The sequence below is a fragment of the Aliinostoc sp. HNIBRCY26 genome (assembly GCF_050235535.1).
Taxonomy (GTDB): Bacteria; Cyanobacteriota; Cyanobacteriia; order Cyanobacteriales; family Nostocaceae; genus Trichormus.
On sequence record NZ_CP189852.1, the window covers coordinates 4,299,546 to 4,313,642 of the forward strand.

The 14,097-nt window shown below is 40.4% G+C and carries 13 protein-coding genes; 6 read left to right on the forward strand and 7 right to left on the reverse strand.

Annotated features, from left to right (window positions below; translation table 11 throughout):
- Positions 1–32 precede the first annotated feature (32 nt).
- The 5 genes from dapF to ACQFX9_RS18225 all read right to left on the reverse strand — a co-directional run bounded on the left by dapF (position 33) and on the right by ACQFX9_RS18225 (position 3,623).
- Entirely contained in the window at positions 33–878 is an 846-nt protein-coding gene (gene dapF, locus ACQFX9_RS18205) for a diaminopimelate epimerase (protein ID WP_427157474.1), read from the reverse strand.
- Between the two features lie 24 nt (positions 879–902).
- A complete protein-coding gene (locus tag ACQFX9_RS18210) occupies positions 903–1,118 on the reverse strand; it encodes a DUF6887 family protein (protein ID WP_427157476.1) in 216 nt (71 codons plus the stop codon).
- Positions 1,118–1,234 (reverse strand): DUF6888 family protein, encoded by a 117-nt coding sequence (locus ACQFX9_RS18215; protein WP_427162928.1) that lies wholly within the window; start codon positions 1,232–1,234, stop codon positions 1,118–1,120. The genes ACQFX9_RS18210 and ACQFX9_RS18215 overlap by 1 nt, the downstream gene beginning before the upstream one ends.
- Positions 1,235–1,412: 178 nt before the next feature.
- Positions 1,413–3,017: a 2-isopropylmalate synthase gene (locus tag ACQFX9_RS18220; protein ID WP_427157477.1), complete on the reverse strand. Its 1,605-nt coding sequence runs from the start codon at positions 3,015–3,017 to the stop codon at positions 1,413–1,415.
- Between the two features lie 84 nt (positions 3,018–3,101).
- Positions 3,102–3,623, reverse strand: coding sequence for an NYN domain-containing protein (locus tag ACQFX9_RS18225; protein ID WP_103136109.1), 522 nt, complete (start codon positions 3,621–3,623; stop codon positions 3,102–3,104).
- 665 nt (positions 3,624–4,288) lie between these two features.
- Between ACQFX9_RS18225 and ACQFX9_RS18230 the strand changes: the two genes are divergently transcribed.
- Positions 4,289–6,628, forward strand: coding sequence for a CHASE2 domain-containing protein (locus ACQFX9_RS18230; RefSeq protein ID WP_427157479.1), 2,340 nt, complete (start codon positions 4,289–4,291; stop codon positions 6,626–6,628).
- 178 nt (positions 6,629–6,806) lie between these two features.
- Here ACQFX9_RS18230 and ACQFX9_RS18235 read toward each other — a convergent pair whose 3' ends face one another.
- A complete protein-coding gene (locus ACQFX9_RS18235; protein WP_427157481.1) occupies positions 6,807–7,535 on the reverse strand; it encodes a rhomboid family intramembrane serine protease in 729 nt (242 codons plus the stop codon).
- 544 nt (positions 7,536–8,079) lie between these two features.
- Between ACQFX9_RS18235 and ACQFX9_RS18240 the strand changes: the two genes are divergently transcribed.
- Together ACQFX9_RS18240 and ACQFX9_RS18245 are read left to right on the forward strand one after the other, a co-directional pair.
- Positions 8,080–8,478 carry a hypothetical protein gene (locus tag ACQFX9_RS18240; protein WP_427157482.1) on the forward strand — a complete coding sequence of 133 codons (399 nt, stop codon included), beginning with the start codon at positions 8,080–8,082 and terminating at the stop codon, positions 8,476–8,478.
- 221 nt (positions 8,479–8,699) lie between these two features.
- A complete protein-coding gene (locus tag ACQFX9_RS18245) occupies positions 8,700–8,861 on the forward strand; it encodes a hypothetical protein (protein WP_427157484.1) in 162 nt (53 codons plus the stop codon).
- Between the two features lie 22 nt (positions 8,862–8,883).
- Here ACQFX9_RS18245 and ACQFX9_RS18250 read toward each other — a convergent pair whose 3' ends face one another.
- On the reverse strand, positions 8,884–9,702 hold the full coding sequence (locus ACQFX9_RS18250; protein WP_427157485.1) for an Rpn family recombination-promoting nuclease/putative transposase: 819 nt from the start codon (positions 9,700–9,702) through the stop codon (positions 8,884–8,886).
- Between the two features lie 69 nt (positions 9,703–9,771).
- On the opposite strand from ACQFX9_RS18250, the gene xseA reads away from it, so the two are divergent.
- The 3 genes from xseA to ACQFX9_RS18265 all read left to right on the forward strand — a co-directional run bounded on the left by xseA (position 9,772) and on the right by ACQFX9_RS18265 (position 14,061).
- The gene (gene xseA, locus ACQFX9_RS18255) at positions 9,772–10,989 is read left to right on the forward strand and encodes an exodeoxyribonuclease VII large subunit (RefSeq protein ID WP_427157487.1); all 1,218 of its coding nucleotides are present in this window, start codon (positions 9,772–9,774) and stop codon (positions 10,987–10,989) included.
- Positions 10,990–11,132: 143 nt separating this feature from the next.
- Complete coding sequence (xseB, locus tag ACQFX9_RS18260; protein WP_427157488.1) at positions 11,133–11,366, forward strand: exodeoxyribonuclease VII small subunit; 234 nt, start codon at positions 11,133–11,135, stop codon at positions 11,364–11,366.
- A gap of 751 nt (positions 11,367–12,117) precedes the next feature.
- Positions 12,118–14,061, forward strand: a complete 1,944-nt coding sequence (locus ACQFX9_RS18265) for a sensor histidine kinase (protein WP_427157489.1) — start codon at positions 12,118–12,120, stop codon at positions 14,059–14,061.
- Positions 14,062–14,097: the final 36 nt, after the last annotated feature.

Consider the following 14,097-nt stretch of genomic DNA (forward strand, 5'->3'; position numbering starts at 1 on the left):
GCTACTACCTAAATACTGGTTCAGTAATTTTATCAAATGTCGGTAAATAATTCCTGTGATAATTCTCCTTGAGCAACTTTTGTAACAGCACCAGTCATAGAGATATTAAAATCATCTTTAATTTGAATCAGGATTTCTCCACCAGGCATTTTTACGGTAATTTCAGAATCACACAAACCAAGTTTATGTGCAGTAGCCGCCGCCGCACTGCTACTACTACCTGACGCTAAAGTGTAACCTGCTCCTCTTTCCCAAATTTCAATTTGAATAGTATTTCTATCTAATACTTTCATAAACTGCACATTAGTACGATTAGGGAAAAGAGGAAAAAATTCAAATATGGGGCCGAAATTTCTGGCGACATCGGAATTGATGTCATCTAAAAGAATTACACAGTGTGGATTACCTATTGTGGCTGCACAAAATGTAAAAATGCCCTCATCAAGAAAGATTTTTTCTTGAATTACTTCTCTATCATCGCCAACAACAGGTATATCACGACTCCAAAAGCTGACTTTCCCCATCTCGACTTGGACTGTTTTACCTGCATCTTTGATTACAGATTGCACTATTCCACCCGCAGTTTCAATTGAGAATGGCTCTTCATTTACCCATCCCATATCCCAAAGATAACGGGAGAAAATCCGCAGTCCATTACCGCTTTTTTCGGCTTCGCTTCCATCGGGGTTGAAGATGCGTAAGGCGAATTTTGCTGTGTTTGATGGTAGCGGCCCCAACAAAATACCATCAGAGCCGATACCGAAATTGCGATCGCAAATTATTTTAATTTTCTCAGGGGTTAAATCACAAGATAAATCTTGGGGATTGATCACTAAATAATCATTACCCAAAGCATGGTATTTATAAAATTTCCACATTTGAAGCTATCTCTGAGACTGTCTTTAGTCGCTACTGATTTTTGCTGCTTCTAACTGTTGACGAATTGCGGCTTGAATTTTTTCATCAAAATCAGGATCGTCTGGACTAGCAATAATTTTGTGTGGTTGCTGATTAAGTCTATCTAGGTATGCTTGAAAAGCAGCTTTATCCTGGCGATTCCTGAGAAAGTATTGTTTTAATTCTGCATCTGACATTGCACTATAATTAACTTGGCTCATCAAAATACCTCTCCATTGGGTAGTATTTGAAACTCAAGCTCTTCGTTATGTCCGGCTAGAATATAAATGTTCAAAGTTCGGTTATCTAAGCATATAAGATGTACTGGCTGAAGCATAGTATAAGTCAGTTGATAACCAACGCGATATAAACTTTTTAATTGAGCGTCGGTAGCCTCTCTAGTCAATCAATCCACCTGCTATTTATTTTCACACTCATCACGTAAAACGGACTTTCATTATTTTGGGGCAAGGTTGAAGAAAAAAATACTGACAACAACCTTGACCCTAAAACGTTTACACTTTTTCAGCAGTTACTTCTGTTTGCTTCTCTTGGGTTTGCAATGCTGCATATAAACGATTGAGCGCATTAACATAAGCTTGTGCAGATGCTACTATAATATCCGTATTGGCTGCATGACCGGAAAATACTCGCGATTCATATCTCAAACGGATAGTTACTTCGCCAATTGCATCGATACCGGCTGTTACTGACTGCACAGAGAACTCAATCAACTGGTTAGGAACATTCACCACCCGGTTAATAGCTTTGTAAACCGCGTCTACTGGCCCTGTGCCAATGGCTGCATCGGTGAGTTCTTCGCCTGTGGGGGTGCGGAGGGTAACTGTAGCTGTGGGTTGGGCATTACTACCGCAGGAAACCTGGACTAATTCTACCCGGAATAAATCAGGAGCCTGTTGAATTTCATCGTTGACAATGGCTTCTAAATCCCAATCAGAAATTTCTTTCTTTTTGTCAGCGACTTCTTTGAATCTGACAAAGGCTTTATTGAGTTCGGTTTCTGATAATTCAAAGCCCAATTCTTTCAACCGTGTCCTAAAAGCATTCCGCCCAGAATGTTTACCTAAGACGATTTGATTGTCTGTTAAGCCAATCAATTGAGCGTCCATAATTTCGTAGGTGAGTTTATTTTTCAAAACTCCATCCTGGTGAATTCCTGACTCGTGAGCAAAAGCATTTGCACCGACAATTGCTTTATTTGGTTGGACTAACATTCCCGTCAAATTGGACACCAGGCGAGATGTTTTGTAAATTTGTTTGGTGTCAATATTGGTGAGGGATTCTTCAGAATTTTCCGGTCTACCCAAGAAGGGATTAAAATATTGCCTGCGGACGTGTAACGCCATGACTAATTCTTCTAAGGCGGCGTTTCCTGCCCGTTCACCAATACCATTGATGGTACATTCTAACTGTCTAGCACCATTTTTGACAGCTTCTAAGAAGTTAGCAACTGCCAAACCTAAATCATTGTGTCCGTGAACAGAAATAATTGCTTGGTCGATGTTGGGGACATTTTCTTTAATCCCCTTAATTAATGCCCCAAATTCGTTGGGTGTGGTGTAACCAACTGTATCGGGAATATTAACTGTTGTCGCCCCGGCTGCGATCGCTCTTTCTAAGACTTGATACAAAAATTCAGGATCAGAACGTCCTGCATCTTCAGGGGAAAATTCCACATCATCGGTGAAACTCTTGGCATAAGCTACCATTTCCTCGGCGATCGCAATTACTTCAGAGCGAGTTTTTTTGAGCTTATATTGCAGGTGAATATCAGAAGTAGCAATAAAGGTGTGAATTCTCCCTTTTGCTGCTGGTTTAATTGCCTCGGCTGCGGCTTTAATATCATCATGTTTGGCTCTTGCCAAGCTACAAATTACCGGGCCATTTTCTGTCCCTACAGCTTGAGCAATTTTGCTTACTGCTTCAAAATCTCCAGGACTTGCAAAAGCAAAACCCGCCTCAATAATATCCACACCCAACCGCGCCAACTGTTTAGCGATTACAAGCTTTTCGTCTATATTTAACGTTGCTCCTGGACATTGTTCGCCATCGCGGAGGGTCGTATCGAAGATAATGATTCTCTCTGATTTACTTGTCATTTTGGCTCGTCGTTTTAGTTTTACTTTTAATATCGCTTACATTAGTTTTTCGTGTCTTAACTTTGTAAATAATTGCTAAGAGTATTAACCTTCTGCTTTTTCTATTTGGTCTCTAATATCATTTAAATCTATATATCTATCAGTGGCGTTACGTAACTCTCTCGCAATCATTCCTTCCGTGGAAACTACTGTAATGTGAGTATTTTTGGATCTTAATAATTCAATTGCCCTTTCAAAATCGCCATCACCACTAAATAAAACTACTCGGTCATACTGATCTACTGTATTAAACATATCAACAACAATTTCAATATCTAAATTAGCTTTTTGCGAGTAGCGACCGGAGGAATCATCATAATATTCTTTGAGAATTTTCGTTCGGACTGTATATCCTAAGCTGATGAGCGCGTCTCGAAAACCTCGTTGATCTTGCGGATCTTTTAAGCCAGTGTACCAAAAAGCATTGATTAACGTTGTTTCTGACTGCTCATGTTTAAAGTATTCTAATACTCGTCGGGGATCAAAAAACCAACCATTTTTTTGTTGAGCATAGAACATATTATTTCCGTCTACAAAAATAGACAGACGATTCATTGGGGAACCCATAGAAAAATACACCTAACAATAGTAAAGAATTTAGATTGAACAATAGATTATAGCAATTCTCATTTGATCAATATGCTAATGCCTCAAGGATAACGTGCTATGTATAGCTTTTATCTTACCTCTTGCAAAGCATAAATTTATCTGTACCCTAGTATTTTATGTGTTGAGCATTGAACCTTTTAACTCCCTATACTATAAGAGATGTCCTGTAATCAAAATCTACCAATAAAATTGACTGAGCAACAGGAAGATTTACTCTTGAGTCATTCAGTTTACTTCTAAAGACGTAAGACATAGGTTTGAGATTAGGATAAGGACTAATGAAGGTCTATAAGATTGTGCAGTCAATAATATTTGCATCCGCACTCAGCTATAGAAGTTTTACAAAAGCTATACCCTGTGAATGAGGGTATAAGCTAGCCACAAGCCGAATCAGAGCCGGTGTATTTCCGGCTCAAATCACGGAGAAACCCTGCTTTAGTCTCACTCACAAACAAACTGTGGCCATAGTTGGCGGCTAATTTGCCTGGCGAGTAAAGTTTTATGAAAAATAAAAGTTATATTACAAATGTCTAAGCTGCTCATTTAAGTATTATTTCAATGTGATTGTAGTATTAGGTGATCACTATAAATCAAAACAGTTGTACGTAAATTATTAACATGATATGGCAGAAGAACCTACATCAACATCTAATAAGAAATATGTCTCTACTGCCAATATAGCGTCAAGTAAACCAACAAAAGCAAATATTACAGCTTCATTACGCCAGTCACAACAGATGATGAGACTGGGAAATCTCCTCAACATTGTGTCCGCAGTAGGTGCAGCTATGGTAGCAACTTCTGGCGGAACTACAGCCGAATGGTTAGAGAACCAAGCGGTATCTGCATTTTGGCAAATTCGAGGGCCACTAGCACCGCCAGAAGATATCGTGATTTTAGCAATTGATGATCAGTCCATATCATTACCCGAACAGTACTATAGAACAGATCCACACAACAACGCCTACCTAGAACCACTGAGAGCATTTCCTTTTAAGCGTGCTGCTTATGCTCAGGTGGTGACAAAGTTAATGCAGGCGGGAGCGCGGGCTGTAGCTTTAGATATAGTTTTCGATACACCTGGTAGTTACGGTGCAGCAGACGATCGCCAACTGCAAGACGCATTACAAAAATACGGTAGCAAAGTTACCTTAGCAGCGCAATATGATACCTCGTCATCCCATCAAGGGACATTGATTCAGCAGAGGTTGCCCTACGAAAAATTCCGTAAATATCCAGTTAATATCGGTACAGTTAATTTCCCTGTGGAAGTAGACGGGAAGATTCATCGCTTTGCTGGGGAATATACCAAAATTTTGGCTAACAATGGTTTACTCACGGAAAAAGTACCGGCATTTGAGGAAGCAGTGTTAAGGGCGGCATCGTTTCCCTTTCCCCCCAACTCCACCAGAGGTGAACGGATTCATTTTTGGGGGCCATCTGGAACATTTGAGACGATTCCCTTGTGGTACGTCCTTGATCCGCAAAATTGGAATACTTACCTAAAACAAGGTGAAGTATTTCGCAACAAAATTGTGATTGTGGGAGCAACAGCCCAATTAGCGAACGATTATCATGCAGTCGCCATTAGTAGCAGTTGGTTAACCCCAGAAAAGATGGCAGGAGTAGAGATTCATGCTAACGCCATCGCTACTCTCATGCAAGGCAAAGCGATCGCACCAGCAATTAATAGTCCCCTACTGCGGGGTTTGTTTGTCCTGGCTTTAGTCGGTGGTGCATCATTGGTGATGAACACCAGCAAAAGTGGAGTCAATCGATTTTTTATTAGTCTGGCTTTGGCCAGTATTTGGGGTGGTATTGGCTACATGAGTTTTATTCATACACAGTTAATATTACCGACGACTTTACCCCTATTAGCGATGGTGTTTAGTGGTACATCATATCTAGGGGCGGAATTGGCCAAAGAAAAAATCAGAACCCACCAATTAGTTGCTATCTTCCAAAAATATAAAACTTCCCCCGTAGTCCAGGAAATTATCAGTCAACAACATGATCTACAAGACCTGATTCAAAAACGAGATTTAGAACTAGCCGGAAAAATCCTCGGCGGACGGTATCAAATTATCAAAGTCCTGGGTGCTGGAGGATTTAGTGAAACATATATCGCCGAAGATATACAGCGTCCTGGTAATCCACAATGTGTAGTCAAGCAACTAAAACCAGCTAAAACTGAAACTAAGGCTGTGGAATTAGCTAGACGTTTATTTGCCTCAGAGGCACAAACTTTAGAAAAATTGGGTAAATATCCCCAAATACCCCAACTTTTAGCTTATTTTGAACAAGAAGCCGAATTTTATCTAGTCTTAGAATATATTATTGGTCATCCTCTCTCTCAAGAATTAGCCGCAGGTAGAGGGATTTTAGAGCCGAAAGTAATTCACATTGTCAAGGAACTACTACAAATATTAGTATTTGTTCATGAAAATCAAGTCATTCACCGAGACATTAAACCCAGTAATATTATTCGCCGTCGTACAGATAACCAGTTAATATTAATTGACTTTGGCGCAGTCAAAGAAATCACCACACAACACGTAGAAGATCAATCACAAGTTCCTTTCACTATTGGGATAGGGACTAAAGGTTACGCACCTAGCGAACAATGTTTTGGTCGTCCCCAGTACAATAGCGACATCTATGCAGTGGGAATGATTGGAATTAAAGCCTTAACCGGTATCGCCCCCCATGAACTTCCTAGAGATAGCGATGACGAGTTGAAATGGATTGATAAAGCATTAGTTAGTGATGGTTTCGCCAAAATTTTAACTAAAATGGTGCGGGATGATTATAAAGAGCGATATCAGTCTGTTTTAGAAGTCTTAGCAGATATTCATGAGTTAGAAAATACTCATACTCCAAAACCTTTGAAAACTGAAATCAACCTAGTCTCCCCAGATGATTCTGATCTACCCACCGCACCTTGGCCAGATGATTTTCCTTAATAGCAATTCGCAATGGGCTAACGCCCCGCTCCGCTAACGCAATTCGCAATTCGCAATTCGCAATTAAGGAAGTGATAGCAAATTGGGATAGGTCTTATTGTTTCAAAATTCTGGAATAGGCTATGAATATAGGCTTTTAATCCAAAATCCAAAACTTGTACTGAGCTTGCCGAAGTATCTAAAATCCCAAATTGGTATCAGATTCTTCTCGTGGTTTATCGCTAAATAAACCCAATAAAGGAGCAAGAATTGCGCCAAAGATAAAACCGCCGGCGTGCGCCCAGTAAGCAATCCCGCCGCTTTCCATACCGATGTTAGTGCGTGTTTCTAAGCTGGCTAGTCCGTAAAAAGACTGTTGTAAAAACCAAAATCCCAAAAAGAAATAGGCGGGGACGCGGAAAGTCGGGAAGAACAAGCCTAGAGGGACGACAGCGAGAATTTCAGCTTTAGGGAAGCGGAGAATATATGCACCCATTACGCCTGCGATCGCCCCACTCGCACCCAAAGAGGGAATGTTAGAATCTTGGGAGAAAAACCACTGTGTCAAGGCTGCTAAAACACCGCAAGACAGATAAAACAGTAAATACTTGGCGTGACCTAATTTATCTTCTACATTGTTACCAAAAATCCACAAAAACAACATATTCCCCCCCAGGTGTAACAAACCGCCGTGGAGAAATTGCGAAGTGATTAAGGTTGTCCACTCTGGTACAGGTTGATGCACATCAACACCAGCAAAACTTAAACTCAGTTCATGAGGAACTACAGCCGCTAAATGTAGAAACCCGTCTAATGCTTGGGGAGGAAGACTTGCTTCATAAAGAAACACTAAGACGTTGACGGCAATCAGTCCAAAGGTTACGTAAGGTGTAATTTCTGTTGGATTATTATCTCTAATGGGTACCACGGCTTTGAGTTGATTTTTGAGACACCAAGTTTACAATACTGAATCATGTTAGTAGTTTCTTCTACCTCATGTATGATTTGTACCCATTGAGGTTGAGCAACCGATTTGGCTAGTAAGAAATTATTGCAGTGTGTTTCTTAATACGTGGAGAGAAAGTTAGATTTTTCATGGATCATGAGAGGTTCAACTGCACATTTCTATTATGCGATCGCGGTTTGGGAAGTGATTCTACAAGCTAATACTGAGCAAGCTGATTGCTTGGTATTGGCTACTTTTAATTAATTTACGTAAATTTACGGTTAGCAATAAAGTTTTTATATATGAAACAGAAAATTTACGTAAATTAAGTAAAAACTGATTACTTTAATGGCAATATATCTACTTAAGTATTTTTGGATGTTTAGTGAAAAGTCACTTCGCTTTTCCTACCCGCAATTTTAAGCCTGCCAGTTAATTTCACATGGGGTTAATCTGTGGCTAGATAGCATAACAAGTAATAAATATCCTAAAAATTCTTGCTAAATTTAATTAAAGGAGCATAACTGTGAAAATTTTTAAATCTGTTGGCTTACTAATTAGCTCTAGCATTATAGTTTCGGGCTGTACAATTCTCTTGCCAAATTCTTCAGAAGCAATAGTTATTAAATCCAATGCCACTAATAAAGGAAATACGCTTATTAACTTGACTAAGCCGGAATTTTCTTCTAATCAAATAACAGACCTTAAACCACGTTCTTCATCAATAACTGACTTGAATGTGGGTGGTTACTTCATTGCAAGTAATTTATCACGAGTAAGAAATGGTGTACGTGGTGCTGAGAGTCTCTATGAGAATTATCAGCAGGGTACTTTATTTCAGAATTTATTGCAAGGTGGTGTAATTGTGGGGGTTGGTTTTGGCGTTTTTTGGTTTTTTGGGTCTTTGCTTGAGAAGCGACGCTAATATTCAAGAGACATCTCCGAAAAAGAAGCTCAAACCCTTATGCTGTCTAAATGAAAACCTCATCTTTGGAGATGTCTAATGGGTGGTAAGTGAGCTAAAGTTCTGCATATATAGGAATCATATTTGATTTCTGAAAAAATCAGTACACCTCTGTTACTTCTTTTCCTGTTCCCTGTTCCCTATCTACGCAAATCATGTCAATAATCAAGTCGGATTCCTGTATGTCCGTTTTAATTCCTCTGTTATTCTGGACACTCAAACAAGGCTATGCCCCAAAATTGTCTCTGGGTATAGCTTGTGGACTAGTTGCATTTATTGTGATTTGGAAACCCTTGATTGCATCGCCCTTACCAAATGAAAAGCGATCGCCATACTTTGTTTAACAAAAGTTACTAATTACCTGAATCAATTCTGTTGCTGGGCAATTTGTCTCACTGCTTCAACATTCAGGCCTAACTGTTGAGCTATTTCTTCTACACTGATACCTGCTTTTAAGAGCAATGGTACTGCTGCTAGTTTCCCTTCTTGTCTCCCTTCTTGTCTCCCTTCTTGTCTCCCTTCTTCCCTACCTTCGTTTAAGGCTTCTTGATAAACTCTAGTTTGTTTGAGGGCGTTCAGTTTCAACATATCTTCTATCTCTTGGCGGCTTAATAGAGGAAACTTGTAAACTATGATCGTTTCAATTAAATCTATGATGGCTTGGGTAGAAAGACGATCTGTGATTTCCTGTCTAGTTTTGTTAATCAGTTCTACAGCCAGGTTTGGTGCTGTTGCTTCTGGTTCTACCACTAATTTTATGATATCGATACCCAAGGTTTGGGAGTTAGGTTCGATTTCATCAAGAGACACTCTTTGAACTTTGGCACTGGCTAATAATATTTCATGTAGTCGGCTGTTATTTGGTTCTAAAGAACTTTTGGGGTAGATAATCACCACATACCAGTCATAAATAGCTGGATTTTGCTCTATAAAAAGAAATAACTCTGCAAATACCCTATGATATAGCAGTTCATCCTTTTGGAATTGCACCTCACAAAAATAGACGGTTTGATCAGAACTGTTGTCTGTTGGTAGAAACACTCCATCAATGCGAAAGGCTGTTTGTTTGATTTCTACCGAACGGAATTGATAACCTTGGGCATAATCGGCAGAGTACCCGATTAACTCAAAGAAAATGCCAGGAAACTCTGCAAATAATTGATAAAAAATACTATCAGTCTTCACTCTGAGTGCTGAATTTATATATAAAAAAGGCGTTATGTTGATTCTAAGTGCATAGTGGGTTGAAATAAAATGAATCTTGACTTTCCTGATACCGCTTTATCTGTAGCAGGAATCACCGAATATCTCCAAGTCTTGTTAGAAGAAAATCCCATTCTGCGACAAGTTTGGGTAACTGGTGAGGTATCTAGCGCAAATCAACATCGCAGTGGCTTATTTTTCACACTGCAAGATCCGAATGGAACAGCCGCAATTAAGTGTGTAGTCTGGAATAGTCAAGTTAATAAACTGATGCAACTACCTGCTGTTGGGGAACAAATGATGATTTTAGGTAGTATTCGCGTCTATCCCCAAAGAGGAGAGTATCAATTAACAGTATGGCAAGCTTTAGGTGCTGGTGAGGGCTTGCAAGCACTGCGTTATCAGCAATTACGTAATCGCTTATTAGAAGAATGTTTATTTGATACAGCAAGAAAGCGATCGCTCCCACCCCATCCCCACACCATCGCTGTAGTTACATCCCCAACGGCGGCGGCTTGGGGAGATATTCAACGCACTCTCAAGCAGAGGTATCCAGGGTTACGGGTGTTATTTTCACCTGCGACTGTTCAAGGTGAACAAGCCCCCGAATCTATTGTGAAGGCGATCGCCAGAGTAGAACAAGATGGCCGCGCCGAGGTATTAATTTTAGCGCGGGGTGGTGGAGCAGTGGAGGAATTAGCTTGTTTTAATGATGAACGCGTAGTGAGGGCGGTAGCTGAATGTTCCATCCCCGTAATTACAGGAATTGGCCATCAACGGGATGAATCGTTAACGGATTTAGTAGCGGATATGTGCGTACATACACCCACGGCGGCGGCGGAAATTGTTGTTCCGGCTCTGGCACAGTTATATACTCAACATCGCCAGCGAGTTGATGCTTTGTATGATGCCCTGCTGGCTTCTCAGAGTCAAGCCGCCTATAAACTGCAAAGCTTACGCCATCGCCTCCGCAACCTGCGTTTAGATAGACAAGTACAGCAAGAAGCCAACAAACTCACTTGGCAACGGCAAAGATTACTGCAACTGATGCAAGGGCGATCGCAACAAGCACAACAACATCTAGAATTATTAAAGCAAAAACTAGCTACTCTCGACCCCAAAGCCGTGTTACAGCGTGGTTATGCCGTAGTTAGACAAGAAAATGGCGCGATTGTGCGTGTTGCTAATGAACTCACCGTCGGCCAAGAATTAGGGCTGCAATTGGCACAGGGTAAAGTGAAGGTAAAAGTCATCACAGTAGAGAAATAGCGCAAGGAAGAGGAATTGGGGCAGGGTGCAAGGGGGAGAAAAATTGCTCCATTTCTCCCTGCACCCTGCCCCCCTGCCTAATTTATGGTTTAATGTGGGTGAAAACTGATAAATTTATTTTCTAAAAAACAAAGACACAATCAATGGTAAAGCGGAAAACATCCCCTAATTCTGATGATTTAAGTAATTGGAATTATGAGGAAAAAGTAGCAGCAATAGAAAAAATTATCACTCAGATCGAATCAGGTAATTTAGAGTTAGAAGCTGTATTTGATCAGTTTGCTAATGCTGTTGAATACCTACAAGAATGTGAAAATTTCCTCAGTCAGCGTCAAAAACAAGTTAATTTGTTAATTGAAACCTTAAGCGATGAGTAGAATAGTTTGACACTCTATTAGGTTGGGCTTCCTTACGTCAAAAGCCACTCACCCCAAGCCGATGGACTCCCAACCTACAATTTCTTTATTATTTTGTATTGCAACATTTAAGGCTTGACACGCCACTATATATACTGAGATTTTTTCTGCAAATCAAATACTAGTCCTATATTTTCAAACTTGTTGCTAAAAAAGATTAATATCAAACAGCGAAAAAGTCTTATTACGGAAATATACTGATATCATTTTTGCTGCTAAGACATAAAATTTAAAGCTTAGAATGGCTGACTCATAAATTTTGTTAACTATAAGTGAAAGTAACATTGCTTACTCGTTAAGTTTGTGAACTGCAATGTTAAAGTCTTCATATTTATGGGAAAGCTAGGCTTAATGATTTATGAAATTTCTCTGTGGTTATGGTAAATCTCCCAGTATTAGGCATTGCTCAGTCTAGCTTGCTACTCCCAAGAGGTGTGAATAAGTATCCACACGACTCGCATTTTCGATGTTCACAGGAGTCGAACTGCAAAAGATTTGAGATTTGACAGTTGAAATCACATCCTGATGCTATTCCCAAGAATAGTAGAGCATTTTCCTGCGATCGCCTACGGTATGTCCGGCAAAACCTAAACCAGTTTGATACCTCATCCTGATTCTCATCAGTGGGTGGCTGCAAAGTCAGAAAGTATTGACAACATTAGTGCAGTGAGATGAATCGTTCATTACCATCAGTTTTTAGACGAGGTGTGTCATGTATTCAGTTAACCTCAGAAAAATTTTTCAGAAAAAAGAACTACTCTCTCTCCTGCAAGAGTTAGTGAACCCGCTCAACATCGGACTTGATGTGGAAACGGTAGACGGTACAACACTCCTGAGTATTGGTGAGCAAATTGGCAAACAGCGACATCCGATTGAGGTATCAGGAGAAACTATTGGTTGGGTATTAGGAGCAGAACAAGCAAAGGTAGTGGCAATTTTGCTTTCATTTTTAGCCAAACAAGAAGCAGAGAAGAAAGAACTGGCTAAAGAATTACTAGAGCGATATCAAGAAATCGATTTGTTTGAGGGGATTTCAACACAACTGACAACCAGTCTAGATAAGCATCAGATAGCTGAGTTAGTGCTTCAAGAAATGAGTCAATTAGTTGAATCTTCTGCGGGAATGATTCTGCTATTGAATCCCCATACAGGTACTTTTGAAGTTATCGGTGAATATGGACAGTTGTTTGATCACCACCAACCACTAATAGATACAGGAATTGTGGGACATATTGTCAAATCTGGTCGAGCAGAACTAATCAACGATGTCCCAGCCGATTTGCGATCGCAAGGACAAGAAAACGTCAAAGCTCTGATTTGCGTACCCTTGCGAGACAAGGAGCGAGTTACAGGCGTAATTGCTATCGGCACAACCAAAACTGACGCATACAAAGCTGAACATCTCAAACTGGTGAGCATTTTTGCCTCACAAACTGCGATCGCGATTGAAAAAGCTTTAATGTATGAGCAAAGCACCAAAGCCACAGCTCAAGCTCAAGCTCAAACCGAAAAACTCCAGCAGGCTCTGCATAATTTACAGCTAGCACAAACTCAGCTGATTCAAAGCGAAAAAATGTCAAGTTTAGGGCAACTAATCGCTGGTGTTGCCCATGAAATTAATAATCCAGTTAACTTTATTTGCGGCAACTTAAGACACGTTGCTGAGTATGCCCAAGATTTATTACACCTACTGCAATATTATCAACAACTCTCACCTGTAGCTCCTGAACAACTGCAATTAGACCTAGAAAATATCGATGTGGAATTTATCATGGAGGATCTGCCCAAACTCCTAGATTCCATGAAATTAGGGACAGATCGCATCGTCGAAATCGTCAAATCCCTAAAAAACTTCTCTCGCCATGATGAAGCCCAAATGAAAACCGTCAATATCCATGATGGTATTGACGGAACACTGATGATTTTGCGCCATCGTCTCAAAGCCTCTATCAATCGTCCAGAGATTGTCATTGTTAAAGATTATGCCGACTTGCCCCAGGTGGAATGCTACCCCGGCAAATTAAATCAAGTGTTCATGAATATCTTGGCCAATGCTGTTGACGCTTTAGAAGACTCCTTAGAAAAAAGTCCTGAAACATTCACTAAACCCCAAATCAATATTCGTACCCACACCCTAGAAAACGGTGCGATAGTGATTCGCATTGCCGATAACGGCCCAGGTATGCCCGAAGAGGTGATTCAACGAATTTACGATCCTTTCTTTACTACAAAAGAAGTTGGTAAAGGAACTGGGTTAGGTATGTCCATCAGCTACCAAATTATTGTGGAAGCACACCAAGGCATTCTCAAGTGTCGTTCCCAACCAGGCAAAGGTACAGAATTTTGGATTCAGATTCCCGTCAAATGTGGGCTAGAGGAGGTTAGAGATACGAGTAGTATCCGTATTGACCCCAAAAATCAATTGATGCAGTCCGCCGCAGTTGGCGATAGCGAAGGCTTTATCTCATCAGCCACACCCAGCCTCAAACCTACCCAACTGCTTGCCTACCACACTCAACTGATTCGCCGACTGTCAAAGCAAAATCCAGACGTAAATGGAGCATCCCCTGATCAAATGGTTGAAATATTCCAACGTCACCCAATTTCGTTAAAACTTTACGCCACCTTGTTGTCTTGCTTTTGTTGTCCTACGTAATAGGGCTTTTTCAATGGGTGTGGGGAAGAGATAAGG

Excerpts from the sequence above, each read along its gene's own strand:
- ACQFX9_RS18230 (WP_427157479.1), top strand. The coding sequence starts at position 4,289 with ATGGCAGAAGAACCTACATCAACATCTAATAAGAAATATGTCTCTACT.
- ACQFX9_RS18210 (WP_427157476.1), bottom strand. The coding sequence starts at position 1,118 with ATGAGCCAAGTTAATTATAGTGCAATGTCAGATGCAGAATTAAAACAA.
- ACQFX9_RS18225 (WP_103136109.1), bottom strand. The coding sequence starts at position 3,623 with ATGGGTTCCCCAATGAATCGTCTGTCTATTTTTGTAGACGGAAATAAT.
- ACQFX9_RS18220 (WP_427157477.1), bottom strand. The coding sequence starts at position 3,017 with ATGACAAGTAAATCAGAGAGAATCATTATCTTCGATACGACCCTCCGC.
- ACQFX9_RS18215 (WP_427162928.1), bottom strand. The coding sequence starts at position 1,234 with ATGCTTCAGCCAGTACATCTTATATGCTTAGATAACCGAACTTTGAAC.
- xseB (WP_427157488.1), top strand. The coding sequence starts at position 11,133 with ATGGTAAAGCGGAAAACATCCCCTAATTCTGATGATTTAAGTAATTGG.
- ACQFX9_RS18265 (WP_427157489.1), top strand. The coding sequence starts at position 12,118 with ATGTATTCAGTTAACCTCAGAAAAATTTTTCAGAAAAAAGAACTACTC.
- xseA (WP_427157487.1), top strand. The coding sequence starts at position 9,772 with ATGAATCTTGACTTTCCTGATACCGCTTTATCTGTAGCAGGAATCACC.
- ACQFX9_RS18245 (WP_427157484.1), top strand. The coding sequence starts at position 8,700 with ATGTCCGTTTTAATTCCTCTGTTATTCTGGACACTCAAACAAGGCTAT.
- dapF (WP_427157474.1), bottom strand. The coding sequence starts at position 878 with ATGTGGAAATTTTATAAATACCATGCTTTGGGTAATGATTATTTAGTG.